Genomic DNA, 25,754 nt, shown 5'->3' on the forward strand with positions numbered 1-25,754 from the left:
ACTACAAACTGAATTGAATTTTTGATGACTAATGGCTAGAACGACTGTAACTCTGATTTTCCTTTTAAGTGGTTTTTTCTTTTTAAATGCACAGGAGAAGAAAGACTCGCTTTATTATAAAATAGAAAAATTTTCGGACAAAAGAAAGGTTACCAAATTCATTCACCGGTTTATATTTCGTAGAGAACCGGATTCTACTTCTGTAAAGTCCAACACTGAAAAGCTTTCGCAGAAGACTTATGACAAAAAAATCATCAGAAATATCAGGATAGAAACCATTGACCCTTTCGGTTACAATTCCAAAGACAGTAAAGAAGTAGGCAGATGGTATGACTGGATAAAAGATCATCTTCATTCCAGTACCAGAAGATCAACGGTCAATAATTTTTTGCTTTTTGAAGAAGGAGAAGAGTATAATGCCCAAAAGCTCTATGAATCTGAACGTTTGCTGAGAGCAATGCCTTTTATAAACAGGGTTAATATCAGTGTTTCCGACAGTACTTCGAGTAAAGATTCTATAGATGTTGTGGTAAAGGTACTTGATTCCTGGAGTCTGAAGCCGAGAATCAGCTATTCCGGAAGCAAGATTGGTCTCGGGGTTACGGAAGAGAATGTCCTGGGTCTGGGTCACACGCTGGACTTCCTTTACAGAAACGATTCCAAAGAAAAGCAGGACTATTTTTTAGGCAGCTATACCACCCATAATCTTTTTGGGACCTATATCAATGCCCAGATTCTTGGAGAACGGGACTTTTCAAAAAATGAAAGAATTAATTTCAGCCTCACAAGAGACTTTTTCTCCCCTTTAACGAAGTGGGCAGGAGGTTTTACATTTGAATATTTTATGCGGAAGGTTTTACTTCCGACAGAAACGGATACTGCTTTTCCTGAAGTTCAGATTAAAGTGTACAGTCAGGATTTATGGGGAGGGTACCAGATTCCGGTTTCGGCTGAACCCCGGGAAAAAGTTTCCAGTAACATTGCTATAATAGGAAGATTTCAGAATTATCAATATAAAGACAGCCCGGGAATAGACCGGTACAAATATTTCAGTTCTTACAACAGTTTTCTGATGTCCGTTGGGTTTATTCAGAGAAACTTCTCGGTCCAGAAAAATATTTTCCAGTATGATTTGCCGGAGGATATTGCTTATGGTAATTCTGTGAACATTATTGCCGGTGGCTTATCCAGAAATAAAGAAGTGAATCCGTATGTGGGAGTTTCTGCATCTTACGGCCGTTTTACGAAGTTGGGATATTTCACAGTGAAAGCACAGTTTGGAAGATTCTTTAATGAAGACAGCCAAAACAGGGAGTCTTTCCGCTTTGACGGAACGTATTTTACTAATCTTATGGACTGGAAATTTGCCAAAGCAAGACATTTCTTTTCCCCGACTTTAGCACTGGGAAATCCGCAGCATAATTACTCTTATAAGGATAGAATAAATCTTTCATCCCCGGACGAATTTCCGGTTTACAATTCAGATTACATCGGAACAAAAAAACTGGTTTTAAGATATCAGCTCCAATTGTTTATAAATAAAACCTGGAAGAATTTCCATTTCAGTCCTTATTTAACCACGGCGGTGGGGTGGCTGGGAATGCCTGATGATAAGCTGTTTAAAACAAAAGCCAATGCAAAAATCGGAATCGGTGTTTTAATTAATAATCCGTATCTGGTGTTCAACAGGATTCAGATTTCTTTCATGTATTATCCACGGGTTCCATTTGATAATAACTCTGTTTTTGATTTTAACAGTAACAGAAATAACCTGTTACCAATGAACAGCTTTGCCACGGAGGTTCCTCATTTTGTCAATTTTGGAAATTAATAACAGATAATCTATCCGGCACATACCCCCTGAAAACAATCGCTTTTAAGGGGGATATTTTGACCGGGCCTGACATAATAGTACCCTAATGGGTAATTGACAGGTTATGGTATAATTACAAAATTTGTGATAAACATAACCCAAAGCTAATACCTATGAAACCATTGAATTTTTTCTATTATTGACGGCACTTTTTACATCTGTGGGTTTTTATGCACAGCAAACTGGTACAACACAGCCTGTACCAAAGGTAATTCCGATAACAGATGCTGAAAAGTGGATTGCATTTTCTCCCATTTTGCTCTTTCTTTTAATTACATGTATTGTATTTTTTAAACTGAAAAAAGACAAGGTATCTTTAAAAGACCTTCTTTTGGATAAGGATGCGAATGTTCAGCTGGAAGAAGAAAAAACAAAACAAACGGTAGCTTTTTTAGCCGCTTCTTCTGAAAGCCGGCAGGCAATGAAGGAAGCTGCAGCAACAGTTGATAACACAGCAGATTCCAATTCCGAAAAACCTAACACCAGTGTTAGCCGTTTTCTTGCGTTTATAAGCGGGCTTGTTTCTGTAGGTCTGGCTTGTGTCCTTACCACTTTTGCCATCTGGAACTATTTTGATGTCAATAATTTTCCGGATCTGAATAACCTTGTCGGTGTTTTACTTACACTGGGAATTGGAGTAGTGCCTTATGCATTTAATAAAATCACTACGGCAGCCAAATAGACAGGCTTTTTATATCCGGATTATCTTTTTCAGACAGATTTCAGCAAATAGAAACCTTCCTGCCAAAAGCCAGGAAGGTTTTATTCAAAAAGAGATAAACATTCTGAAAACTACACAACTACATCGATCTTTACATTAATATTTCCGCGGGTTGCTTTTGAATAAGGACATGTTGCATGGGCTGTTTCCACCACTTTTCTGGCTTCATTTACCAGCAGACCCGGTAAAACGACCTGTAAATGGGCCTGCAGAAAAAATCCGTCATCATTGGTTGCCAGATCAATTGAGGTGTTGACAGACAAATCCTGAGGAAGATTAACCCCAATTTTAACAGCCCCCAAATGCATAGCTCCGATAAAGCAGGCTGACCAACCAGCTGCCAATAGCTGTTCCGGATTGGTTCCGTTTCCTTTTGAACCTGGAGGCGTCAGTTCAATATCTAACTTTCCATCGCTGCTTTTTGCTTGTCCGTTACGGCCTCCGGTTACGATAACATTACCGGAATACAACACTTTACTGATATTGATTACTGTTGTATTTTCTACTTCCTGAATGGTATTTAATTCCATATTTTTATTATTTAGAGTAAACGATATTGTTGATTGATATTTTTAAAGTTTTTTCTTAAATCTTTGAAAGCGGCTCTAAGTTCTTCCGTAAAGATCTGTGGCTGCTCCCACGCGGCAAAATGTCCTCCTTTCGGTGCTTTATGGTAATAATATAAAGTAGGGTAGGCACTTTTTGACCAGCTTTCCGGTGCCTGATAGATCTCGTGAGGAAATACCGAAATGGCCACAGGAATCTTAATGTCTTTTGTTTTCTGTGCTTCAGCACTGAAATTATTCTTGTTATTTTCCCAATAAAAACGGGAAGAAGATGCTCCTGTATTGGTAAGCCAGTAAAGGGTAATATCATCCAGGATCGCATCGCGGCCTATTACATTTTCAGGATGAAGATCGCTTTCGCTCCATTCAGCAATCTTTTCATAAAGGAATGCTGCTAAAGCAACCGGAGAATCAGAAAGTAAATATCCTGTTGTCTGTGGACGTGTTACCATCATTCCTCCATAGGCTGCATTTCTTCCAAAGAACGTACTCATCGCATTATAAGCTTTTGCTTCTGAAGCGGAAAGTCCTAATGGAGCAGGATCACCCGCATTTATAGGTTTTACAAGCTCAGCAGGAATAGTGGCCGGCATTGTCAGGTGAATTCCCAAAAGACCTGAAGGAGCCTGTTTGGCTAATGCATCGGATATTACTGAGCCGTGGTCACCGCCTTCGGAAACATATTTTTTGTAACCCAGCCGCTTCATCAGCACATCCCAGGCACGGGCAACGCGATCAGGGTTCCAGCCCAGTTCAGAAGGTATTTCTGAAAAACCGTATCCCGGAATAGCCGGAATAATTACATCAAATGCATCACTTGCCTTCCCTCCGTATTTTACAGGATCGGTCAGAGGACCTATCGCATTAATAAACTCCAGCGGAGAACCTGGCCAGCCATGGGTAAGGATTACTGGCATAGCATTGGACTCTTTAGACCGGACATGGATAAACTGGATATCAAGCCCGTCAATTGTGGTTACAAACTGTGGAAGTGCATTCAGTTTATTTTCCACCTTTCTCCAGTCGTATCCGTTACCCCAGTACGTAATCAGTTCTTTTAGCTGTTCAAGCTGAATTCCCTGTGAAGCATCATTCACCGTTTCTTTATCCGGAAAACGGGTTTCAGCGATACGTTTTTTAAGATCGTCCAATTGAGATTGCGGAATACTGATGTGAAAAGGACGGATACTGGTATCAGATTTTGCTGATAGAGTAGAAGTCTGATTAACTTGTGCTTTAGCAACAGCAGGTGTACTTAAGATAAAAGTGGCTGCGAAAAGGATTGTTGAAATTGTTGTTTTCATTGTTTTGCTGTATTAGATTTTAAATCTGTTTTCTTTTGATGAGACAAAATTATGCTCCGGTGAGCAGCTGTTAAACGGGTAACTTGTTCAGGTGGCCATATTTGATTGTGAAGCAGACATTAGGAAAGGTGAAGAGGATCGTTAATTATAAATGATGAATGATGAATGATGAATGATGAATGATGAATGATGAATGATGAATGATGAATGATGAATGGTGAGTGGTGAGTGGTGAGCGAGTGAAAAAAACTGTGGAAATTAAACTGTTACTTGGCAGAGAACAAAAATTAGCTCCGTTTAATCAAAAACGGAGCTAATTTTTCGGCTGTATTTTTTAAAGATTATCCGTGAGCTTCAACAGATACGTCGTTCCATTCTTCCCAGACTTTCAATCGCTGTTCATAATTGTGTTTTACAAAGGGCAGCGCCACTTTCCCAAGCAACAGACGCAATGGAGGATTTTCAGTTTCGGCCAGTTTTATAAGTGCCGGAGCTGTAGCTTCTACACTTCCGAAAGATGTTTCTGCTTCTGAAAAGGCTTTTTTGACATCATCATAAACAGGATTACTTTGCGTATTAATTCCTGTATGCCAGATATTGGAAGCATATCCGTTTGGTTCTACCAAAGTGACATTGATGCCGAATCCTTTTACTTCTGTTGCTAAAGTTTCACTCAAGCCTTCCAATGCAAACTTAGAAGCATTATAAAGCCCCATAGTTGGTAAAGTAGCCAGACCTAAAATAGAAGAAACCTGAATGATATGACCGCTTTTCTGATTTCTCATTACAGGAAGCACTGCCTGTGTAAGCCATAAAGTTCCAAAGAAATTTGTTTCAAACTGTGCTCTGGCTTCCTGCTCGCTTGTTTCCTCTATGGCACCTGTTAATGCATACCCCGCATTATTGATCAGGATATCAATGCTGCCAAAGTGCTGTTGTACCTTCTGAACTACCGCTAACGATTCTTCTCTTTTGTCTACATCTAAAGATAGTGGTAATACGGAATCTCCATATTTCTCTTTCAGATCATGAAGTGTTTCCACATTTCTGGCTGTTGCCGCTACTTTGTATCCTTTTGCTAAAAAAGCTTCTGCCCATGCCTTTCCGAAACCTTTTGACGCCCCTGTAATTAAAACTGTTTTTGACATTGTTTTGTTTTTTAAATTGTTATGATTGTATTTTTAAAAAGAATTATTTTAAATGACCGATCGGTCATATTTTGAGTAAAAAAAATTACACTGTATTTTCTTCAATCATTTTTTTAAGACTGTTGACAATAGTTATCATTTTATCATTATTTCCAGCCATTCTTGACATTAAGTGTCCCCCTTCAAGCATTGCAAACACAACTGTGGCAAAGTCCGATGCATTCCAGTCTGCCCTGAATTCTTTGTTGGCAATTCCTTTTTCTATAATACCGGAAAGAAGTTTTTCTCCCTGCTTAATTCCACGGTTTACTTTTTCTTTTACAACAGGATTGGTATCATCAGCTTCTGTTCCAAAGTTTAACAAAGGACATCCTCCAACAACCGGTGGATGATTGGGATCACTGAAAAAATCAATATATGCCAATAATTGTTCCCTGGAAGTTTTGAATCTGCTTAAAGCTTTTTGAAGTTGGTCACTCAGCATTTGCATATTATGCTCAACAGCGGCGCAGGCCAGCACTTCTTTATTTTCAAAATGGACATACATACTGCCCTTGGACAGCTTGGTGGCTTCCATAATGTCACTCATAGAAGTAGCTGCAATTCCTTTTGTGTTAAAAATAGGAGCTGCCTTTTCTATAATGAACTGTCTGGTTGCTTCACCTTTTGCCATGATGATAATAAATAATGATGCAAATATATGACCGATTGGTCATAAAAACAAATTTTATTTGATTCAATTTTGAAAAAAATATAAATATTGTTATAAATTCCAGGTAACAGGGTTTTATTTTCTGTTGTAAGATGTTGTATTGTTAATCAGCTTGATATGTTTTAATTGGAAAAATCTAATAGCTATGAATCTGAAACGACTTATTTCCAATAGAATTTTTTATGAAAAATCAATTCAATTGAATCCTCATAATGATCATACAGTGAAAATTTTGCAGACATTAAAAAAGGAATAATGTACATAGGTTTAATATAAAAAGCAGAAACTACCCGGAGTTTCTGCTTTTTTATTTATTTAACGATCTTAATGTTTTCCCTACGGTCATTTTCATACAGAATACTGATTATGTAACCCCTTTGCCATACGTTGATAAATCTAATTTTATATCACGGGAATGCATGTGTTTCCATTCGGAAAGTTTTCTTTGAGCCATGTCATAAACAATAATGTCCTTTATTTTTTCTTTACTCTTAAGATAACAGAAATCCTTAACAGGATTAGGATAAAATGTAAGCTCAGACTGTACTTCAATATCCATAGTTCCAAGAGAACCGACATTAATTATTTTACTGAAGGTTTCTAAACAGGAGTTTTTATTAACAGTAAGATAAACCGTATAGCTTCCGGGAGCGGTATACTGATGAGCCGGATTTAACGATGAATCAGTGGTGCCATCTCCGAAATTCCACAATACTGAATTGTAATTCGCTGATTGATTGGTAAAACTCACAGTCATTCCATTGATTCCCGCTATAAAATCTGAATGAAGATGAAACACATTACTGTTCCATTGCGCCGGATTATTAAAAAAGACCTGATCAGCAATGTTCTGAAAATTTTCAGCAGTATTTTGAGAAAGTCCGTTATAAAAATTGGATGGAAAGACATGGTCCTGGAAAATAGCGGAATATATAGAAGCTGCTACAAGATAACTTCCTTTGGGCCCGGGATGAATATCATTATAAGATCCGTGAAGTGCCAGGTCCTGTGAAGAACTGTAGTAATGCCTTGCAGATTCACCGGCAGGTATTATTTCCACCTGCATGAGATTAGACATCTTTGTGATGGAATCCTTTATTTTCTGCTGGAAATTGAAATAAACATTGTATTCATTCGCAGATGGTACTCCGTAAGGAATTTCATACAGAAATATTTTGGAACAAAGGCTGTACTTCCGGGTAGAATCCCTTATTTTGCGTCCGCGCTCAGCTGTTACAGAAACAGGGTAAGAATGACCGGCAGATTCAGCCGTTCCGGGCTGCATGATAACATATTTATAGTTTTTAGATCTTATTTTCTGATACAGCGACGGATCATCTACGTGATTGACAAAACCGGTTCCCCCGGCGTATGCGTCGTTATCGAAACATTTTTCCCCCTTTGAAGCCGCTATATTTTTGAAAATTTCAGGCATGTCATTAAAATAAGTGACGCTGTTTCCTATAAACAGAACCTCATCAGACTGACAGAATGATAACACTGAAAAACAAGTACATATAAGAAAGAGTAGTTTTTTTATCATATTATAGCTTTTTAAGTTCTTAATTAAAAAAGGTACCTGCAAAAAACCACTTATGATGCAGGTACACAATACAAACGGTGATTAAAAATGTGTTTTTATCAATATAGAGCTATATACTTCTCTTTATTCGTTTTTTATTATTAAACCTTTTAAAAAGTACCTGCAGGAAACCCAATCTATACTGCAGGTACTTCATTAAAAGGTGTTTAATGAAAATGTTAGTTTATTTACTTTGTTAGAGATTTTGATTTACTATGATTTATTGATTGGGCTGGATTGTTCTAAAAAGAAGCTTGGAAAAGTACCTGCAGGTATTACAGATGATCTGCAGGTACACGGTACATCAATTATTACAACTATTTCTTGATTAATTTTGTATGATAAGTCGTCTTATCGTCTTTTATCGTAATCACATAGACTCCTTTGATCAATGAAGCAACACTGATTCTTTGTCCCTCCGCTTTTCCTTCCTGAACAAGTCTTCCGTCTGCACTGTAGATTTTGTAATCTGCTTTACCTTTCAGGTTTTTCACTTCTACAAAAGTATCCGCAGGATTAGGATATATGTTAATATCAGATGATGACTGAACTGATTCTTTAACACCAAGTGCCGCATTGATCTTTACAGAAAAATCCCATACTGAGCCTCTTGAGAAAAGTTCTCCGTTAGCATCTACAGAAGGACTTGAGCAGGCATCAGCTGAAGCGTTAAAAAATCCACTCGCTACTCTCATTCTTAATGTTTTATCGCCGTTATAAGCATCAGCCGGAACTGTAAATGCAAAACTTCCCTGATGTCTTTGGTTGGCATTAGGAATCGCTCCGTTAATACCGATTCTTTCGGAAGCCTCAAACACTCCGTTTCTGTTGTAATCAATCCATGCCTGTACCCAATCCTGAAAGTTTCCGCCTGCACGGTTGGCATACACAATATAATTCAGGTTGTACTGGGCTCCCTGGGTAAGCTGAATCAGTTTTGCAGGATCTTCCGAATAGTCCTTATAGGCATGCTGAACGGTTGTCCCGTTGCCTGCTAAATCCACATTGGCTAAAGTTATTCTCAATATCCCACTGAAATACTGACTGTTTGTAGTGTTTCCTCCTGTAGTCATCAGACAGTAATCATATCCTGTACGTAATCCTTTGGTTTTAAAATTATAAACAGGAGAAAACCCTCCGGGAACATTATTGATCACAGATGCAACACGAACTTCATAAGAAGTTTCATCGTCAAGATTGTTCAGGAACACTGAATTAACCGGGCTAACGGCATTGGTCCAGTTTCCGGCTCCTGTTTTTCTGTAATTCACAGAATAGGTTGCTCCCGGTACATGGTTCCATGAAACGGTTGCTGAGGTTTTTAATATATCATTATCGAACGCAGCAAGTCCTGTTGGAGAATTATTTAAAGAAGCGGGAGCATTTCCTACAGCCAAGGTAGGAGAGACCGCATAAAATATATTTCCTACCGCTGAAATTCTCAGTTTAATATTTCCCTGAAGCGCGGCCGGCATCTGTATATCAAAACTTCCGTCATTAGGAGTTGAAGCCACCAGTTCTGTCCATGCTGATCCGTTAATCAGATCGGTTGTATATTCAATCTTTACATTGGCAACATTATAGGGAGCCTGGTTGGTATTGGCAACATCCCATGAAATGGTATTGGAAGCATTATTATACAGGGTAGTAGAAGGCGTTAATCCTTTGAATTTAAAAGGTCCGTCATTTCCAACGGTTACTGTATTTTCTGCAGAAATCGTTAAAGGTCTGTTCGGGTTATTATCACGTACCGTTACAGCATAATGTAAAACTCTGGGAATGTATGAAACTGTTTCCCATGTATCTTTATTAGTCAGTTTACCGCTCATCACAATAGGCAGGCTTGGAAAATATCTTCTTCCTGAAGCCACTGCAGGAAAAGAACGGGTAAGAGAACCTTCAGGATTGAAGCCCCAGCCACTGTCTCCTGAGATGGAACTGGTAGAGCCTACACTGTCATACTGTTCCCAGTTATAGGTAAACTGATCTCCGTTGGCATCTACTGCATTAGCATCCAGATAGTAGGCTGTGCCTTTAGGAATAGTATAGGAAATAAGCGGAGTAATGGCAGGTGCATTATTATTGGCAATATTTTCAGCTATGCCGCATCCCACTTTACCTTCAAGGTTGGTAAGGATTTGATTGATGGATGAATAGTGGAAATACGCATCACTGTTCATCTGAACATTATTGGCAGTGATCCCTGCATAAGCCATAATGGTTGTACCTCCTCCCGGTTCTATATTGACATCTGAGCTTTCAGTCACGGTAGAAAATGTGTGATTCCCTCCAAGCTGATGTCCCATTTCATGAGCTACATAATCAATATCAAATGTATCTCCTACGGGGTTCTGATTTTGCGTAAATGCAGAACCTTTACCCAATGGCTCTGCTGCGTTAGGGTTGGTACATATACATCCTATACATCCTGCATTTCCATTTCCTCCGGCAGCATTAAAGACGTGTCCTATATCATAATTGGCATCACCTACCTGAGTACTTAAGGTTTGTTGCAACTGGCCGTTTAAATCATCCGTATAAGGATCATTTGCAGGATTAACATAGATAATATTGGGAAGATTCTGTATATTCAGATGAACGGCAAATTCTTTTTCAAAAACACCATTTACCCGTGTCATCGTATTATTCATCTGAGCAAGTGCACCTGCAACCCCGCCAAAAAGCGTTGTATATTCACCCGTTGCAGACAAGGCAAGTCTGTACGTTCTGTATCTTGAAGCGGCAGGTCTTCCGGTAATATTGATTCCGGCAAGTTTATTTTTTCCGGAATTTTTCAACGATTTGATGTCCAGTTCTTTTTTGCCTTCCATATTGCAGCTGAAGCCATGTTCGGAATCTGTTCTTTCGGTTTTATAGAATACTCCGTAGGTCTTTTTATCCGCTGTAATAGGTTCTATAAACTGAAAAATACCGTCTTTAATGATCATTGACTGTATTTCTGTAGGGGACGTGCTGAACCTTATATATTTGGAAGGGTCATCAATTCCCACTCCTATATAAGATCCTAATCCGTATTTTTCAGCCAGTGATTTTTCCATTACTGGATTGCTGTACACAGCAAACTTTTCTATAGTGCCTTCTGCAGTTGGTAATTGAATCGTTACTGCTTTTGCATGAGCGCCGGTTTCTTCAGCGTTTTTTAATAACTGTATCAATGCAGTAATATCAGTTTTGTAAGCATACTTGATTTTTACCTCTCTTCTGATCTCTGACACTTTCTGTGAAGAGGGATCCCATCTTTGGGCATTGGAAAGACAGAAGCCTGAAACCAAAAATAATGATAATAGAGTTTTTCTCATTTTAAAAATTAGGTTTTAAATAGTGGTATTGTGAAGAATGAATATAATATTCGACTATTCAAAAGTAATTGCTAATTTTGTATTATAAGCAGTATTATATTGTGATTTTCGCAGATTGTGTATGTAATACGTATGTATTTCGGGCTAGGTAGAAACGATGTAGTATTAATATTGCATTTTTATTTTTGATAGATTATGATGAAAAAACTAATTATTTTATTCTTTTTTATTTCTTCCTTCTTCTATGCACAGCACACGGAACAACAAATAAAGAATATTGTTTTTGATATAGACTTTTCGACCGCCGGCCCTAAAGAGATCAAACAGATTGACAGTCTTATTGCAGTTTGTAAAAAAAATCATACAATGATTGTGTAGCACTGGGGTATCTTAAGATTGCGAATATCTATGATAAAATGAATGACACCAGGAAGTCATTTTATTATATCAATAAAGTAGAAAACGAAAACCTCATCAATTCTGATACCGATTTTGAAGTTATCTTTTATGTTCATTTGCAGAAGTCTTTTTTATACCGGAAATTAGGTGAAAGGGTTGCTTCTTTTAAGGAACTGGATGAAATCTATGATAAGGCAATGAAGACGGGGAATGCTTATTTTATTTATCTGATCAACAGGCAATATGCTGATAAATATATCGAAACCAATAAGCAGCTCGCATTAAAGTATAGTAAAATTGCGTATAAATTTTCAAAAATATACAGAGAAAATAAGGGTAACCGTTACCGGATTGATAAAAACAGATTGGGTAACAGTTATAAAACCTCAGCTTATCTCGGAGGAATATATACTGATCTTAATAAATTGGACTCTGCCAAAATCTATATTGAAGAAGCGATTCAGGATGAAAAAAAGTAAATGATATTAGTCTGAAATATATAACTTCACTGTATGCCGGAAGATATTTTAGTACGATCAAAAATGTTGAACAGGCACAGCACCATTTATGGATTGCCAAAAATATTGCTAAAAACTACCTTAAAAGTGAAAACTATCAAATTGCGGTAGGGGATGAGCTTAATGCTTTATATGAAAGTACTGGTCAGAAAGATAGTATTGGTTACTATTCCAAATGGCTGGTAAGTATAGAAGAGGTAAACCGTGAGCAAAATCAAACACTGAATGACACTGTAGACAAGCAGAATGAATTAGAAAATACTAACAGAAAAAAGGAAACAAAAGAGCTTTTTTTCATTTTATCATTAAGTATTGCAGTATGTATTCTCTTTATTTTCCTTTTTCTGTATTATTATAGAAAACATAAAAGTAAAAACCTGGATAAAATAGATATCCCTCATCAGTTACCGGTACAGGAGAGCATTTTTAAAGAAGTGATACAGCTTGCCAAAGAAAATAATCCTGAGTTTTTAACCCGTTTTAATGAGTACTGTCCTCGTTTTTCAGAAGAGCTGCTGAAAGTCTCTCCTTTAAAAATATCAGAAATAAGGTTCTGTGCCTATATCTACCTGAATTTTTCAACAAAGGAAATAGCAGAATATACATTTACTTCAGTGAGGACGGTACAGACCAAAAAGTATAATCTAAGGAAAAAGCTGAATATTCCTGGTGATATGGATATCTATGTATGGTTTTCAAAATTATTGAAATAAAATAAAGCAATATCTAAAATAAACTAGACGCAATTACTTATGGTTGAAATAGGGATGCATTGCCGTGCATTGCAGAGAAGCAAATCATTTGAAAGAATCGGAACGAAAAGATAATCAAAGCAATAAAGAATAGTTTGATCTATAGTCTGGAAGTATTGTAAAAAACAAATTTTTTTATATACTCTTTCCTGAGAATTCTCCTCCTGCAAAAATACGGAAGGAGAATACCCGGAACAGCTTAATTAAGCTGATAATTTGCGATCACTAAACTCAGGATGAAATGAACATAATTCTGCTCTACCTCTTTTCTGTTAATCAGTTTGTTTTTGTACTCGTAAGAATTCAGGTCTCTGGATAATTTCTGATAGGTTTCAAAATCATCACCTTTTACCTTTACTCTTATATTGCCATCTTTTCTGTTAATCAATACATCATCCAAAGTTCTTACTTTAAATAAAACTTCACATAATGTAGGACGAGCCTTCATGGAACCGATATATCTTTCAACTATATTAATCTTGAACGAATCAAATATGATGTTATTAAAAACGATTTTAGAATTAGGCTCCTGAGTGTTGAGTTCAAGTTTATAGTTCATTACTTTATAAATTTTGGCAAATATAAGTTTAATTATGCCAAAAAACAGACTGTTTTAATAGATCATTCCCATATTAATGATTGAATTTTATTCTTTACACTCAAAATCATATGAAAATGTGAATATTAGAAGGCTGAAATGAAAGTGTTGGAAACTTTTCTTTTCATTTATTTTTTCCTTATAGCCATTTGCGTAATTTTATTCTCTGTATAACAAAATTCATATTAATACCAATATAATGGAAAGATATAGTTATGGAATGGTTGGCCTTGGAGTAATGGGGCGGAATCTGCTTTATAATATCGCTGACAACGGTTTCTCAATCGCAGGATTTGACCTTGATCAGGAGAAAATCAGAGAACTGGAAGAAGGAGCCGCTTCAGCAATGAAAGTAAAAGGTACAGGCACTCTGGAAGATTTCGTATCCGCGCTGGAAGTCCCGAGAAAAATCATTCTTATGGTTCCTGCAGGCAAACCTGTAGATGCAGTGCTGGGAAACATTACCCCGCTTTTAACTGAAGGAGATATTGTCATTGATGCAGGAAATTCTTATTTCGAAGACACCAACAGACGTGTTGCTGATCTGGCATCCCAAAAACTGCATTTTATGGGAATGGGAGTTTCAGGGGGTGAAAAAGGGGCCAGAACAGGTCCCAGTATAATGCCGGGGGGATCCTGAAGCATTTAAACTTCTGAAGCCAATGCTTGAAGCCATTGCAGCAAAAGTGGATAACGAAGCATGTACAGCCTACATGGGGAAAGGATCTGCCGGAAACTATGTGAAAATGGTACACAATGGTATTGAATATGCAATCATGCAGCTTATCAGTGAAGCGTATGACCTGTTGAAAAGAGGGGCAGGCTTAAATAATGATCAGCTGTATCAGGTTTTCAAAGAATGGAATAACGGAGAAATGAACTCATTCCTTATTGAAATTACCAGAGATATTTTCACCCAGAAAGATACATTCACAGATGGCTATCTTGTGGATCAGATTTTAGATAAAGCCGGCGCAAAAGGAACCGGAAAATGGACTTCTGAACAAGCTATGGAAATTGGGGTTTCTATCCCTACCATTGATATAGCGGTAACATCGAGAATTTTATCTGCATATAAAGAAGAAAGAGTTCAGGCTTCTGAAATATACTCCGAAAAAGAAATTATAAAACCTGAGGATACAGAACAGTTTATTAAAGAAGTAGGCGATGCTCTTTTCCTTTCTACATTAATCAGCTATGCACAAGGTTTATCTTTACTGGTAAAAGCATCTGAAGAATATGGTTTTGAAATTCCGTTAAAAGATGTTGTAAAAATCTGGAGAGGAGGATGTATCATCCGTTCTGTGCTGCTGGAAAAATTCTATTCTGCTTATACTCAGAATCCTCATCTTTCCAACATTCTGCTTGATAAAGAAATTTCAGAACTTGTAAAATCAAAAATCAAAGCTTTAAGAAAAACTGCCGGATATGCTGTAGCAAACGGAATTTCCAGCCTGGGAATCCAAACTGCCTTAGGATATTTTGATGCCTATACCACAGAATCTCTTCCTGTGAATCTGATCCAGGCTCAGCGTGATTATTTCGGAGCTCATACTTACCAACGTATTGACAGGGAAGGTGTTTTTCATACTTCCTGGCAAAGTACAAACAATTAAAATTCGGAAAAAATGAATCAACACAAAGTCTTGCAGCCAACAAATATCGTTATTTTTGGTGCTACAGGCGATCTGGCAAAAAGAAAACTTTTTCCGGCATTTTATAACTTATATATTGATGGGAGAATGCCCAAAGGCTTTAATATTATAGCATTGGGAAGGGCGGAAAATACCGATGAACTTTTTAGAAATTACATCAGGGAAAACCTTGAGAGTTTCTCCAGAAAAAAGTGACTTCTGAAGACTGGGCAGGCTTTCAGGCTCACATTACTTACTTTCAGCATCAGCTGGATGAAGAAAGCTCTTATCAGAATCTGCAGCAGAAACTGCAGGATTTTGATTCCGTTTACGGAATGAGAGCGAACAGGTTATTCTATCTTTCAATCGGACCCAATTTTATCTCCACGATTTCCAACCATATTAAAACCACATCGCTGGCTTCCGATCCTAAAAAAGACCGCATCATTATTGAAAAACCATTTGGCCACAATAAGCAGTCAGCAATTGAACTGAACAGTCTTCTGGCAAAAACCTTTGAAGAAGAGCAGATCTACCGTATCGACCATTATCTGGGGAAAGAAACAGTGCAGAATATACTGGCGTTCAGATTTGGAAATTCAATTTTTGAACCTTTATGGGATCATAAATATATAGAATCAGTGCAGATTACGGTAGCCGAAGAGGTCGGGGTAGAGACAAGGGGTGCTTTTTTACGAACAGACAGGGGCATTAAGGGATATGATTCAGAACCACCTTTGTTGCAGATTCTTTGTATGGTCGCCATGGAACCGCCGGCTTCATTACAGTCTGGTGAGATCAGGGACCGTAAAGTGGATGTGCTGAAATCAATCCGTAGAATATCATCCGATCAGGTTGACCATTACGCTGTAAGAGGCCAGTATGGAAAAGCAACAATCAACGGTGTTGAAGTAAAAGGATACCGCCAGGAGGATGGCATTGCAGGAGATTCCAATACGGAGACCTTTGCTGCAATAAAATTCTATCTGGATAATGAAAGGTGGCAGAATGTACCTTTTTATGTTCGTACCGGAAAGAAAATGAAGGAAAAGCATTCCTATATTACAATTCAGTTTAAGCCGCTTCCTCATTCTACATTCTCAGACAGCCCGCATCATTTGTCAGCAAACAGGCTGATCATTAATATTCAGCCTATGATGGATATCAGACTTCAGTTTATGACGAAAAAACCGGGTCTGACATTGGACTTGAAACCGGCAGAAATGATTTTTGATAATTTTGCCTGCCAGGAAGATACTCCGGAAGCTTATGAAACCCTTTACAGGACGCTCTCTTAGGAGATCTTACCTTATTTATGCGTTCCGATCAGGTAGAAGAAGCTTGGGACGTTGTTACCACCATACAGGAAGCCTGGGAGAATAATAAAGACTTATCTTTCCCGAATTATAAAGCCGGAAGCTGGGGACCTGAAGATGTTAATGCTTTGGTTGAAAGACAGGGGCACAGCTGGGTATAAACAATATAAATTTAAACAGACAAAAAATGAATATTACAGTATTTGACGATCTGGAAAAACTGTACACAAAGGCAGCAGATGCATTTGTTGACCTTTCAAAAAATCTATTCAGAAAAACGGCCGTTTTGTAGTGGCGCTTAGCGGAGGCTCTTCTCCCAAAGCCATTTTCAAACTACTGGCAACGCCGGAGTATAAAGAACTGATTGAGTGGAATAAAATCTACTTTTTCTGGGTTGATGAACGTTGGGTTCCTTTACATGATGATAAAAGTAATTTCCGCATGACGGATGAAGCTCTTCTCAGTCAGGTTCCTGTAGATAAAAATCACGTGTTCCCTATGTATGCTGAGGGAATCAGTCCCGAAGCTTATGCGGAAACCTACGAGCAGCAGATCAGGAATGTTCTTGGTAATGAGGGAACTTTTGATTTTATCCTTTTAGGAATGGGAGATGATGGGCATACAGCTTCTCTTTTCCCAGGTGAGGCCGTTTTGGAAGAAAAAGAAAAGTGGGTTTCTGCCTATTATCTTAAGCCGCAGGAAATGTTCAGGATTACCTTGACAGCACCTGTCATCAACAAAGCAGAAAATATTCTGGTAATTGCATTTGGTGAATCCAAAAAGCACGCATTGAATGAAGTGCTGAACGGTGAATATAACCCGTCTTTGTATCCATTACAGCTTATTGAGAAGAAGGAGGGATTTCAGTTTTTCACAGACGGAAAAGCAAAAGGGTAGCACAACTTAAACTTTATAAAAATGAGACTGTCCTCGGACAGTCTCTCTTCATATCAACTATTTTGATACCGTACCGTCGGTATACAATTTTCTGCAGATTTAATCCAAAATCAGAACTAAATTAAAACAGTATCACTAAAGAGCTAATGATACTGTTGCATTGTGCTTTTACCTTAGTTGCATTTTTTCGAAATTTTTATTTTCCATCCACATAGTGTTCTATATAAAATGGTTATTAGTTTGAAGCAAATATACAAAATAAGACACTACGTAGTGTCTAAATTGAAAAAAAATTGAAAAAAAATGTTAAATTTTTAAAGTGGGAGATAAAACCCTTTCCTACAGTGACTTTACATAAATTTAAAAATCAGAAAAAGCCAGATCTTATCAAATAATCAGCTAAAATATCTTGCAGAATATTCATAACTGTTAAAAAATATCTTTAATAAAAGGCAGCACTATTACAATGATAATGCTGCCTGAGTAATGTTTACCTCAGTTATTGAATATAAAAATATTTTAACTGAGGGAACTAACGGTACAATCTGATCTCAATCAACCTCACAACTTTGATCATCCGTTTCAATAGAATGGTTATTAGTTTTTGCAAATATATATATTTAGACACTAAAAAGTGTCTAAAATGAAAAAAAATTCATAAACTTGTACGATTGAAAGTTTGTCATGGAAAGAAAGTCAGCAGCAGGAAGCATTCGGAATAAAGAACGCAGTAAAAAAAGTTCCTGGATGCCGTTGGTAAAATACTGAGAACAAAAGGATATGCCGCCTTGAGAGTAAGCAGTATTGCTGCGACTGCCGGAGTAGATAAGAAAATGATCTATTCTTATTTTGGAGGCTTAGATGGTTTGATTGATGAATATCTCCTGTCACAGGATTACTGGAGTAAAGCAGCCATTGAAGAAGTTGAAAAAATAAGGCTGCAGTTAGATGACGGAGGAAAATCTTTCATGGAAAAAATGCTTCCGGCAAAATTTGATTACGTGTATACCCATAAAGAAGCACAAAAATTGCTTTTATGGTGTTTATCCGAATCCCGGAAGTCTTTAAAAAAACTTAACGAAACCCAGGAGGAAAGCGGAGAATATATTTTTAAAATGTTGATGAATCCCTATTTTAAGGATAAAACTGAAGATGTGCGCTCTGTCCTTGCAATTATGATTTCAGGATTGTATTACCTGAATATGTATGCTGCGATGAATGGAAGTGTTTTTTGCGGAATAGATGTCAACACCATTAAAGGACGGGATAAAATCAAAAAAGCAATTTCATTCCTGCTCCATCAGACTTACGAAAATCTGCAGGCTTCTGATAAAAACAAAACCATTAGAAATCTAATGGTCTGTCTATAAGTTGTGTTTCTACCTTAGTCGATTCGTTTCGAAATGCTCTTAAAGTAAGGGAACTCAATAATACAATGTGAATTGTTTTATTTTTCAACCTAATAGTGTTTTAAAATATATAGATGGTATTAGTTTGTACAAATATATAAAATAAGACACTACGTAGTGTGTAAAATTGTAATATTTTTTTATTATTTTATTTAATTGATTGGAATTCAGTGTATTATTTTTTATCATTGATGTGAAAATTTCTTTTTATCTATACTTGTGGTTAAGTTTAATCATAAAATATTTAAATATCAGCATCTTTTACTAACTAAAGAATAGGGATAAGAATATCGGTAGGAAAATATTTTATTTCAAAACGTTTTTCAGAATAAAAACAATATCACCATGAAACAATAATACTGTTTTGTTTTTTTTCCTCAGTTGATGATGACCGAAATATTTTAAACTGAGGGAACTAACAGTACAATCTGAATAGTTTTATTTTTTCAAATCTGATAGTGGTCCTGTCTGCTCAATGGTATCAGTTTTTGCAAATATAGACAAACTGATGTTATTAGACACTGTACGGTGTCTAAAATAATAAAAAAAATTCTTAAACTTGTATATTGAATGTTTAGTCATGGAAAGAAAGTCAGCATCAGGTAGTATCAGAAACAAAGAACGAAGTAAGAAAAGTTTTTAGATGCCGTTGGGAAAATACTGAAAACTAAAGGACATGCAGGGTTGAAGATTAATGATATCGCTGCTACTGCAGGGGTAGATAAGAAAATGATCTATACCTATTTTGGCGGAATGGATGGCCTTATGGACGAATATGTCAGAACACAGGATTTTTGGGTAAAAGTAACCAGTGAGGAAGTGGAAAAGATGAAACCGAATCTTGAAGATGGAGGCAGAGAATTTATCGAGCATATGCTGCTTTCCCAGTTTGATTACGTATACGCCAATAAAGAAGCCCAAAAACTATTGTTGTGGACTATTTCTGAGCCCCGGAAATCATTAAAAAAACTGATTGACACTCAGGAGGAAAACGGAGAATATATCTTCAAACTATTGATGGAATCACGTTTCAAAGATAAAATGGATACCTATCGTTCTATTATGGCTATCATGGTTTCAGGATTGTATTACCTGAATATGTTTTCGTCTCTGAACGGAAGTATTTTCTGTGGTATAGATACCAATACTCCTGAGGGACGGGAAAAAATCAAAAAGGCAATATCTTTCATGGTAGAGCAAGCCCACGATAATCTTTAGTCTATTATAAAGAACATAAAAAAAGGGACAAACTATTGTCCCTTTTTTATTTGATACTTATGGCAGGCTATCCTTTATGGTAAGGACAGCCGGAAGCTGCACCGGCATTTACTCCGGTACTAAAGAACTGCTCTTCAATTACTTTTCTCTGATCCTCAGGAATATCTTCTATTTTACGGAGCGTGTTCACCTGGATGTGGGGCCAGCTCGTGGTACCACCGTCATTTCCGAAATCAAATTCGAAAAATACAATCTGCTCATATTGCAGCTGAAGAATTTCTTTTCCGTTTTCAATCACTGTTTCAATCCACATATTCATATCCACCTCAACGGTCGGGACAAAACGGTTAACAAACGGAACATTTAAAATTCCGCCCTGCGCTCCTGTTTTCATCTTGGAAGACATTCTTATATGGACATAATTGCTGACTTCCTGACCTCTTAATGTATCTCTAAGTCTTAAATCTGGCCGTACAGAATAAGGATACAGATCATCAGCCAGTATTCTCTGGGTGTAAATCTTATTTGACCCAGGATCATTATCATCATTAAGTGTTTCATGCACCCATTCCGGGGCCGGTTTGTCAAGATCAATAATTTTTTCCGGTGTTACTCCGGCATTTCCCATGGTACGGGAAATTGAAAGATGATTGGTTTCCCATGCCTCTTTACCGTAAGGGAACTTAGGAGAACCATTGATTAAATAAAAGGTTTGATCAGCAGTATTTTGCGGGACAATATCTCCAAGCAAAGTAATGGTGCTTCCATGCGGAATTACTCCGCTTCGGGAGATAGAGTAGTCCGGGATAAAATAAGGACCATCAAGTCCTGCTCCCGGCTTTATTTCCTGGGCGGGAATGATTTCATAATAAGGCTGTCCTGGTTTCAGCTGACTCTGAAGAATGTACTGCGGGTTTGCCTCGCCGTCCGGTGTTATCCTTAGCAAAGGCTCATCTCTGTATTCGCCGGTATATCCATACTTAGCATCTTCTGTTGAAACGGCATGAATACCACGGTCTCTTTCAATAGATTCTTTGGTAGCCGCATGATTATAGACATCGCTCAGCCAAAGATACATTCCGTTTTCTTCATGAATAGGAGTGTATTTTAAAGCTTCCTGCCCCTGCACGGCAGTTACACTTTTAATGCTTTGCTCATATTTAACCGCTCCGCAGAAAAGCTCACTGGCCCCGCCACGGTTACGTACACCGCCGGGAACAATGGAAAAGGTGAGTTTCTCAATATACTCTTCACTGGTGAAAGCAAATTTTCCGGGAATTGTCCCCGGGTTGGTTCCCGGAGAAGGCATAATTGTAGTATGGACACCGCTTGCCAATGAAGGGTTGGTAATATCTTTATTGTGGTTTACATTGTAGCTTACCCATGTGCCATTTAGTGCGGCAAGAATTCCGTAATCTACGTTGCTTTCAATGGACTGCAGGTGGTCTTCTCTGAATGGCCTTACCGGATCATCAATAAGAAGCTTGGAATAGCCATCCATGAGTTGAGCCAGATTAATTTGATTTTGGCCCGGCATTCTGCGGAACAGCTGTTCTCCTCCTGCTTCAGGACTCTCTTTTTTCTTTTAAGCATGATATTTCGTTTTTATGGTTACAGGTCGATATATTCAAATGTTGGCCCCGCATTAGTCTGAGCATCCAACGGTTGTTTCATCAGATTAACAGCCTGCTCTTTCAAAGCATACATATACATAATGGATTTTTCAAGCTCTTTCTGATTTCCTTCCACAGCACTCTGAATGGCATCCAGCAGACGTCTGTAAGTCTTATTAAATTCAACACCCTGGGCATATAATTCTTTGTTTAGCACATAATCTGCCAGCTTAGGATTAGGTTTCATCGGATACGCCTCATTCCAGTCTACCGGAAGATCTTTTCCTGTAGGCGGTGTGGTTACAGGCATCATTCCGTTTTCATCCATGAAAGGCTTATAGTTTCCTCCCAGATAGAAATGCTCATGGAAAACTTCTTTGAATCTGAAATAATGAGCCAGTTCAACCCCTTCTTCAAACTGAGAAGGATCTACATCGAAAATAGAATCATCAGCTCCTTCACCCTGGCCTTTGATTTCCTGGAAAACAGCAATAACTCCGGATAAAGCTTCCACGGAATGCAGTTTTCCGCCACTTCCGTAATATTGCTCAGGACGGATCTGTTTTTCCGGCTTTCCTGTGAAAATTCCTCCTTTATCTAAGTCCTCGAAGTTCTTTGGTAACGTTCCATGTGTTTTGTAATAAGCAATGATCTGAAAAACAACAATGTAGAAGAATAAAACATCATAATACTCACCAATGGTGTGTACATTTTCTATGATGAAACCTTTCATGTTTTCAAGAGTCCAGAGGTGGTTTTCCTGTACGGCTGCTCTCTGAGAGTATAATTCAGAAGTTTTCGTTTCGTAGTCATATTCAGGAGCTTTTACCACAGATGCACTTGGGCTTTCAATGGCAATAAACGTGGCAATACTGTTGCTTGAAAATGTTTCCAGACCTACATAGAAATCAACATTCATGGGTAGTTTCATAGGATAAGTAGGGTAGTTCTCCTTTTGGTTGACGGAAGGCTGAATACCGATGGCATTCAATACATTACAAACCATAATCAGATGAAGCATTTCCTCTACGGCAACACTTCTGATGATTTGTGAAGCCAGAGCATTGGTTCCGTCTTTGATTGAATACAAAGCCGTAAGATAAGGTGGAATGGTAGAATGTTCAATAAGAATTGCAGTCTGCAAAAGGTCCTGTAAAATCGGTTTGTAATCAATTTCTGTTAGCGCTTTTTTTATTTCTGAAATTCCTGAACCGAACTGAGATTCCAGATAGGCATTAAAATCTTTAATCTGATCATTCAGTAAAAGATTGGTTACTGTTTTACTGTGATGCTTTAATCCTTCTATCCAGTCTTCTTTGCTCAATGTTGAATCAAATAATAAAGAAGATAATGAAACCGGTTCTATAATGACTGCGTTTCTTGCCGCCGCCATTCTTCCTGCTGTTAATGTCTCCTGTGGTTGTGCTGTTTTATTGATAAGTCTTTGTCTCATGTTGTTATTTTTTAAGTTGAATTTCAAGATCAGCAAGGATGGATTCTACCGAACGGATCGTGAATGCTGATAATGTTAAAGTTGGATTTGAAGTTCCCAGTGTGGTCATATTTCCTGCGCCTACGACGTATAAATTCGGGTGATCCCAGGTTTTGCAGTAGCTGTTGGTCACGGATTCTTCAGCTTTAGAGCCCATTCTGTGAGTTCCTACGATGTGTCCTGCGCCGTTGTAAGAATATCTCACTCCGTTGTAGATCACAGAGTTTTTATCTTCTGCAGTATATTTTGTACAATCATCAATATGTAATCTTTTAAACATTTGATCCGAAGCATCTTTTGCCTGCTCCATAGCTTTCATTTCGTACTCTGTAAGCTCATAATGAATAACAGGGCGTGGAATTCCAAGTACGTCCAGATATTCATCATTAATGGTTACTCTGTTATTGGGATTCGGGAGCTGTTCAATTTCAAAATGAAATAATACCTGTTTTGAAAGTCTGTCGGTGAGCAGTCTTCTTAATTCTGTCCCAAACTGTTTCTCTTTGATAAAGTAGGCCACATCGGAACCCGGGGAAAATGCCGGCCAGCCCCATCCCCAATTGTCAAGCGGAGAGATCCATGCAGAAAAGTCCTTTCTGAACGCTCCGTCACGGAAAGAAGAAATGTTGGTAGTAGAGCCCGGACCTCTGTACGGATATACCGGTTCAGGGAAAAGCCCCCATGTTAGCATTACCATATGGTCCATCAGGTTTCTTCCCACCTGATCACTGCTGTTGGCTGCTGTTTTTACACCATCTGACGTTGTATATTTGGAATTCAATAAAATTTTGGGATTTTCAAAAGCATTGGCTGCCAGAATGACGATGGCGTCTGACGTATCAATAGATTCTTCAACAAAATCGGTTTTTTCTTTTGAGGGATATCTTCTCAGATGGACTTTTGAAATTTTATAACTATCATTTGGATCAATGCTTAACCTGTAAACCACACTCTGTGCCTGAATCTGCATGAATGGATTACGGCTCAGGTTATCGTTATCATTAACTTTATATAAAGCTTTTTTCAATGTTTTTAAGGCGTTGTACTTCGCCTGAACAGGACAGATCGGAACACAGGATGCATTCCCTTCGCAGCGTTCGCCCATATAAGGGTTCCACACAGAACCGAGAGCTTTGTATTCTTCTTTTCCGGAGCTGTCTAAAACCAGTTGATATCCTGAGTCCTTTGGTTCTGCTTTAATGATCTTTGTTTTTCCGTATTTTGGGTTAGGAACGGAATTTCTTCCCTGTGGAGAAGGCACCAGCATTAAAGGAATTTCTCCTGAACTCAGCTTTACACTTGTCCCTTTAAGTCCCTCAATAATCTTATGATCCATATAGCTTTGTGGGATTTCCTCCATCGGGAATACATAATTTCCATAATAGTCTTCTGTTTTCTCTTTAATCGGATATTCCTGTTTCGAAACATCCCTGGAAACCCCGATTTCAAACTCAGCCATCTCATAATAAGGCCTTAATTCTTCATAGCTTATCGGCCAGTCGACAGGAGTTTTCTCATCAGAATCCGGCTTTGGAATCTTAATGCCATATTTTTCGGTAAGTTTGAAATCGTTGGGAAGCATTCTTGGAGTGGTTCCCAGCCAGTGAAGGGTAGTTCCGCCGCCTACTCTTATCGCATCACTGGCAAACGGCATCGGCCCAAACTGAACCAGATAGCCTTTTTTATCCGGATACGGCTGGACAATATGTTCCATATCCAAAACGTTGGGAGAAGGAGCCTGCTTTAAGTTCGGATAAGGAGAGTTGGGAACTTTGGCTTCCTCTCTGTAAAAAGTCCGGATATACTCATTATAAGTGGTCATTGAAGATACGGAATCCAGCTCAATACCTGCTTCCAGGCCTGCTTCGTACATAAGTATGGAAATCTCCTTAATGTTATCAGATTTTCCCGCATCTGCACGGTGGATCATTTTTCCTTTGGTGATGTCAAATACATGGTCGGACAATAGCTTTGCGATTAATGACCCTGCGATCCCTGTACCTACAATGATCACATCTTTTTTGTTATTGGTTGGATTCATGAGTGGGTGTTTACAGGTTTAATATTCCATGATTTGTAGCCAGGCTGTTTTGCTCCCGGCGGATGAGCGTGCATCAGGTTCCATACAAGGCCTTCCTTGTAAGAAAGATCATTGATGTAAGCACCTTCCCAGGTTCCCAGATACCACAGGGTGATTACTTTTCCGGCAATGTCGTTCATTCCAGGGTTGCCAATAATTTCGGATTGAATAGCATTTTTTAATGCTTCCTCACCGGAGGAATTTTCAAGGATATTTTTAGAAACCGTAAGGAATTCTACGAAAGTGGCTGCTTCCAGGCTTTTTAGAACATACGTGTAATAGGTTTCTGCAAGCCCCGTTGACTGCAGTTCGTTTACTGTGAACCCGGTAAGCGCTTCCGAGATAGACATGAACACGTCGAAATAATAATCGTCGACGTTGAGAATTTTGTTAATAATATTCATTTCGTAAAAAATTTGGATTCAATATCTTCAACTCCCTTTTAACAGGAGGTTATCAAGCTGATTGATCTACAGCTGCCGGATTTTCAGATATCACTCCCTTTTTCAGAAATGATTGAATATATTTCAGGCGATCCATAGTATCAGTTTTTGTTTATCCGAAATTAATCACATCCCGGCAGATAGGATTCAGTATTTCTA

Annotated in this window: 18 protein-coding genes and 2 pseudogenes; 9 read left to right on the top strand and 11 right to left on the bottom strand. The window is 38.0% G+C overall.

Annotation, left to right across the window (positions count from 1 at the left end):
* Nucleotides 1–31: 31 nt before the first annotated feature.
* The gene (locus OWR28_RS09730) at nucleotides 32–1,831 is read left to right on the top strand and encodes a hypothetical protein (RefSeq protein ID WP_332386468.1); all 1,800 of its coding nucleotides are present in this window, start codon (nucleotides 32–34) and stop codon (nucleotides 1,829–1,831) included.
* Between the two features lie 181 nt (nucleotides 1,832–2,012).
* Nucleotides 2,013–2,555 carry a hypothetical protein gene (locus OWR28_RS09735; RefSeq protein WP_332386469.1) on the top strand — a complete coding sequence of 181 codons (543 nt, stop codon included), beginning with the start codon at nucleotides 2,013–2,015 and terminating at the stop codon, nucleotides 2,553–2,555.
* Between the two features lie 110 nt (nucleotides 2,556–2,665).
* Here the strand turns inward: OWR28_RS09735 and OWR28_RS09740 are convergent, their stop codons facing one another.
* The 6 genes from OWR28_RS09740 to OWR28_RS09765 all read right to left on the bottom strand — a co-directional run bounded on the left by OWR28_RS09740 (nucleotide 2,666) and on the right by OWR28_RS09765 (nucleotide 11,226).
* Nucleotides 2,666–3,124: an organic hydroperoxide resistance protein gene (locus OWR28_RS09740; protein ID WP_332386470.1), complete on the bottom strand. Its 459-nt coding sequence runs from the start codon at nucleotides 3,122–3,124 to the stop codon at nucleotides 2,666–2,668.
* A gap of 11 nt (nucleotides 3,125–3,135) precedes the next feature.
* Nucleotides 3,136–4,464: an epoxide hydrolase family protein gene (locus tag OWR28_RS09745; protein WP_332386471.1), complete on the bottom strand. Its 1,329-nt coding sequence runs from the start codon at nucleotides 4,462–4,464 to the stop codon at nucleotides 3,136–3,138.
* A 341-nt stretch (nucleotides 4,465–4,805) separates the two neighbouring features.
* Entirely contained in the window at nucleotides 4,806–5,612 is an 807-nt protein-coding gene (locus tag OWR28_RS09750; protein ID WP_332386472.1) for an SDR family NAD(P)-dependent oxidoreductase, read from the bottom strand.
* Between the two features lie 85 nt (nucleotides 5,613–5,697).
* Entirely contained in the window at nucleotides 5,698–6,285 is a 588-nt protein-coding gene (locus tag OWR28_RS09755) for a TetR/AcrR family transcriptional regulator (protein WP_332386473.1), read from the bottom strand.
* 403 nt (nucleotides 6,286–6,688) lie between these two features.
* Nucleotides 6,689–7,825: a PKD domain-containing protein gene (locus OWR28_RS09760; protein ID WP_332386474.1), complete on the bottom strand. Its 1,137-nt coding sequence runs from the start codon at nucleotides 7,823–7,825 to the stop codon at nucleotides 6,689–6,691.
* A gap of 398 nt (nucleotides 7,826–8,223) precedes the next feature.
* On the bottom strand, nucleotides 8,224–11,226 hold the full coding sequence (locus tag OWR28_RS09765; protein WP_332386475.1) for a reprolysin-like metallopeptidase: 3,003 nt from the start codon (nucleotides 11,224–11,226) through the stop codon (nucleotides 8,224–8,226).
* Nucleotides 11,227–11,642: 416 nt separating this feature from the next.
* Here OWR28_RS09765 and OWR28_RS09770 point away from each other — a divergent pair, with 416 nt between their 5' ends.
* The gene (locus OWR28_RS09770) at nucleotides 11,643–12,104 is read left to right on the top strand and encodes a hypothetical protein (RefSeq protein ID WP_332386476.1); all 462 of its coding nucleotides are present in this window, start codon (nucleotides 11,643–11,645) and stop codon (nucleotides 12,102–12,104) included.
* Nucleotides 12,105–12,577: 473 nt separating this feature from the next.
* Nucleotides 12,578–12,856 carry a LuxR C-terminal-related transcriptional regulator gene (locus tag OWR28_RS09775; RefSeq protein ID WP_332386477.1) on the top strand — a complete coding sequence of 93 codons (279 nt, stop codon included), beginning with the start codon at nucleotides 12,578–12,580 and terminating at the stop codon, nucleotides 12,854–12,856.
* Nucleotides 12,857–13,094: 238 nt separating this feature from the next.
* Here the strand turns inward: OWR28_RS09775 and OWR28_RS09780 are convergent, their stop codons facing one another.
* On the bottom strand, nucleotides 13,095–13,454 hold the full coding sequence (locus tag OWR28_RS09780) for a hypothetical protein (RefSeq protein WP_002978832.1): 360 nt from the start codon (nucleotides 13,452–13,454) through the stop codon (nucleotides 13,095–13,097).
* Nucleotides 13,455–13,692: 238 nt separating this feature from the next.
* On the opposite strand from OWR28_RS09780, the pseudogene gnd reads away from it, so the two are divergent.
* The 5 genes and pseudogenes from gnd to OWR28_RS09810 all read left to right on the top strand — a co-directional run bounded on the left by gnd (nucleotide 13,693) and on the right by OWR28_RS09810 (nucleotide 19,967).
* Nucleotides 13,693–15,109, top strand: a pseudogene (gene gnd, locus OWR28_RS09785) (NADP-dependent phosphogluconate dehydrogenase).
* Nucleotides 15,110–15,121: 12 nt separating this feature from the next.
* A pseudogene (zwf, locus tag OWR28_RS09795) lies at nucleotides 15,122–16,604 on the top strand (glucose-6-phosphate dehydrogenase).
* A 130-nt stretch (nucleotides 16,605–16,734) separates the two neighbouring features.
* Nucleotides 16,735–17,340, top strand: coding sequence for a 6-phosphogluconolactonase (pgl, locus tag OWR28_RS09800; protein ID WP_332386479.1), 606 nt, complete (start codon nucleotides 16,735–16,737; stop codon nucleotides 17,338–17,340).
* 788 nt (nucleotides 17,341–18,128) lie between these two features.
* Nucleotides 18,129–18,710 (top strand): TetR/AcrR family transcriptional regulator, encoded by a 582-nt coding sequence (locus OWR28_RS09805; protein ID WP_332386480.1) that lies wholly within the window; start codon nucleotides 18,129–18,131, stop codon nucleotides 18,708–18,710.
* A 723-nt stretch (nucleotides 18,711–19,433) separates the two neighbouring features.
* Nucleotides 19,434–19,967: a TetR/AcrR family transcriptional regulator gene (locus tag OWR28_RS09810; RefSeq protein ID WP_332386481.1), complete on the top strand. Its 534-nt coding sequence runs from the start codon at nucleotides 19,434–19,436 to the stop codon at nucleotides 19,965–19,967.
* A 67-nt stretch (nucleotides 19,968–20,034) separates the two neighbouring features.
* Here OWR28_RS09810 and OWR28_RS09815 read toward each other — a convergent pair whose 3' ends face one another.
* The 4 genes from OWR28_RS09815 to OWR28_RS09830 all read right to left on the bottom strand — a co-directional run bounded on the left by OWR28_RS09815 (nucleotide 20,035) and on the right by OWR28_RS09830 (nucleotide 25,556).
* Nucleotides 20,035–21,504, bottom strand: a complete 1,470-nt coding sequence (locus tag OWR28_RS09815) for a peroxidase, FMP-type (protein WP_332386482.1) — start codon at nucleotides 21,502–21,504, stop codon at nucleotides 20,035–20,037.
* Between the two features lie 74 nt (nucleotides 21,505–21,578).
* Complete coding sequence (locus OWR28_RS09820; protein WP_332386483.1) at nucleotides 21,579–23,033, bottom strand: ferritin-like protein; 1,455 nt, start codon at nucleotides 23,031–23,033, stop codon at nucleotides 21,579–21,581.
* A 4-nt stretch (nucleotides 23,034–23,037) separates the two neighbouring features.
* Complete coding sequence (locus OWR28_RS09825; protein WP_332386484.1) at nucleotides 23,038–25,113, bottom strand: GMC family oxidoreductase; 2,076 nt, start codon at nucleotides 25,111–25,113, stop codon at nucleotides 23,038–23,040.
* Entirely contained in the window at nucleotides 25,110–25,556 is a 447-nt protein-coding gene (locus OWR28_RS09830; RefSeq protein ID WP_332386485.1) for a hypothetical protein, read from the bottom strand. The genes OWR28_RS09825 and OWR28_RS09830 overlap by 4 nt, the downstream gene beginning before the upstream one ends.
* Nucleotides 25,557–25,754: the final 198 nt, after the last annotated feature.

The sequence above is a fragment of the Chryseobacterium sp. 1B4 genome (assembly GCF_036631475.1).
Lineage (GTDB): Bacteria > Bacteroidota > Bacteroidia > Flavobacteriales > Weeksellaceae > Chryseobacterium.

What these genes read in the sequence shown, in the direction of transcription:
- OWR28_RS09730 (WP_332386468.1), top strand. Translation starts at nt 32, where the DNA reads ATGGCTAGAACGACTGTAACTCTGATTTTCCTTTTAAGTGGTTTTTTC.
- OWR28_RS09740 (WP_332386470.1), bottom strand. Translation starts at nt 3,124, where the DNA reads ATGGAATTAAATACCATTCAGGAAGTAGAAAATACAACAGTAATCAAT.
- OWR28_RS09745 (WP_332386471.1), bottom strand. Translation starts at nt 4,464, where the DNA reads ATGAAAACAACAATTTCAACAATCCTTTTCGCAGCCACTTTTATCTTA.
- OWR28_RS09750 (WP_332386472.1), bottom strand. Translation starts at nt 5,612, where the DNA reads ATGTCAAAAACAGTTTTAATTACAGGGGCGTCAAAAGGTTTCGGAAAG.
- OWR28_RS09755 (WP_332386473.1), bottom strand. Translation starts at nt 6,285, where the DNA reads ATGGCAAAAGGTGAAGCAACCAGACAGTTCATTATAGAAAAGGCAGCT.
- OWR28_RS09765 (WP_332386475.1), bottom strand. Translation starts at nt 11,226, where the DNA reads ATGAGAAAAACTCTATTATCATTATTTTTGGTTTCAGGCTTCTGTCTT.
- OWR28_RS09770 (WP_332386476.1), top strand. Translation starts at nt 11,643, where the DNA reads ATGAATGACACCAGGAAGTCATTTTATTATATCAATAAAGTAGAAAAC.
- OWR28_RS09780 (WP_002978832.1), bottom strand. Translation starts at nt 13,454, where the DNA reads ATGAACTATAAACTTGAACTCAACACTCAGGAGCCTAATTCTAAAATC.
- OWR28_RS09815 (WP_332386482.1), bottom strand. Translation starts at nt 21,504, where the DNA reads ATGCCGGGCCAAAATCAAATTAATCTGGCTCAACTCATGGATGGCTAT.
- OWR28_RS09820 (WP_332386483.1), bottom strand. Translation starts at nt 23,033, where the DNA reads ATGAGACAAAGACTTATCAATAAAACAGCACAACCACAGGAGACATTA.
- OWR28_RS09825 (WP_332386484.1), bottom strand. Translation starts at nt 25,113, where the DNA reads ATGAATCCAACCAATAACAAAAAAGATGTGATCATTGTAGGTACAGGG.
- OWR28_RS09830 (WP_332386485.1), bottom strand. Translation starts at nt 25,556, where the DNA reads ATGAATATTATTAACAAAATTCTCAACGTCGACGATTATTATTTCGAC.